General features: G+C 55.5%; 3 protein-coding genes. All 3 read right to left on the minus strand.

Going from position 1 to position 1226, the window contains the following annotated elements:
* On the minus strand, window positions 1-470 hold a 470-nt coding region (locus AC3B8H_RS21515; protein WP_488443545.1), incomplete at its 3' end, for an IS66 family transposase.
* A gap of 31 nt (window positions 471-501) precedes the next feature.
* Complete coding sequence (gene tnpB / locus AC3B8H_RS21520) at window positions 502-852, minus strand: IS66 family insertion sequence element accessory protein TnpB (protein ID WP_488443546.1); 351 nt, start codon at window positions 850-852, stop codon at window positions 502-504.
* Window positions 828-1226: transposase (locus AC3B8H_RS21525; protein WP_488443547.1), on the minus strand; the 399-nt coding region annotated here is incomplete at its 5' end. The genes tnpB and AC3B8H_RS21525, both read right to left, overlap by 25 nt.

Below are 1226 nucleotides of genomic sequence, written 5' to 3' on the forward strand. Positions count from 1 at the left end.
TATTTGATACGGTGATGCTGAATCACCCGAACCTGTTGCGGCACGATGTCGAGTTGCTCACTAATCTCGGCGCCGATTTCCACCAGACGAGTACCGTCATGGCCGCAGATGCGTTCGGCTTCCGGCAGTTCATGCCGCACAATCTCGCGCGGCAGATGCGGATCGAGCGGCTTACGGCCGCGCTTCTTGCGACTGTGACCGGCCACCTCGATCGTTTCGGGCGTACTTTCCTCGGCGACCGGTGCACCTTTAGGGGCTAAGGCTTCGGCTTCGTTCAGGAATAGGTCGCGTTGAGTTGGGTTGGCCCGCGCCTCGGACTTGGCGGCATACAGCTTATGCAAAAAGGCATCCACGCGTTCTTTCAAACAATCACGCTCGATCGTCACTAACCGCAGTTGTTGAGTCAGCCGTTGTTGCTCGGTCAGCAACGCCTGATAATCTTCGGCGGACAGCGTGATGGTGGTCGTCATGCTGCTATTTTAATCGATTTAACTCATTGTTTCAGCTAGTTTTTGTATAGATTCGCGCCGGATGCGGCCGCATCGCCACCAGGTCAATACCGGCTAACAGCCAGTGCAGTTGCTCGACCGTCAACGTGACGACAGCCGCCTCTTTCGGCCAGCAAAATCGATCCGTTTCCAGCCGTTTGAGCATCAGCCAGAAACCGGTACGATCCCACAACAGCAGTTTGATTCGATCCCGCCGCCGATTGCTGAACACGTAAATGGCCGGCTCAAAGGGGTTCAGGCCTAATGCCTGCTCGACCAACAATGCCAAGCCATTAATGGCCTTGCGACCATCGACCGGCTCGCGGTGCAGGTAGACCTTCAATCCGGCGTCGAAACGGAACATGGCAGCTCGGCTAAGACTTTCAAAATCAATGGTAGATCGGTCAGCGCACCAGAGGGCAACGCCAGTTTAACGCCGTTGGGCAACTCCGCATTGAGTATCGACTCAGCCGATTTTTCAGCGTTCAGTGAATGAACGGGTACAAAAGCCGGCAATGCTGATGAACTGTACCGACCCGCATGGCCCGTTTCACGGTAAAGCCCCATCCACTTGCGCAGCAGATTGGCATTGATCCCGAATTCCAGCGCGACCTTGGCTACCGAAAGTCCCGGTTGCAAGCAAACTTCTACCAACTCTCGCTTGGCTTCCGGATCATAAAGGCATCGGCCGTCTCGACCGTGACCCACAATTAATGGGCGCGATAATCGCGTGTTGTG

Source organism: Methylomonas sp. BG-2 (assembly GCF_057766305.1).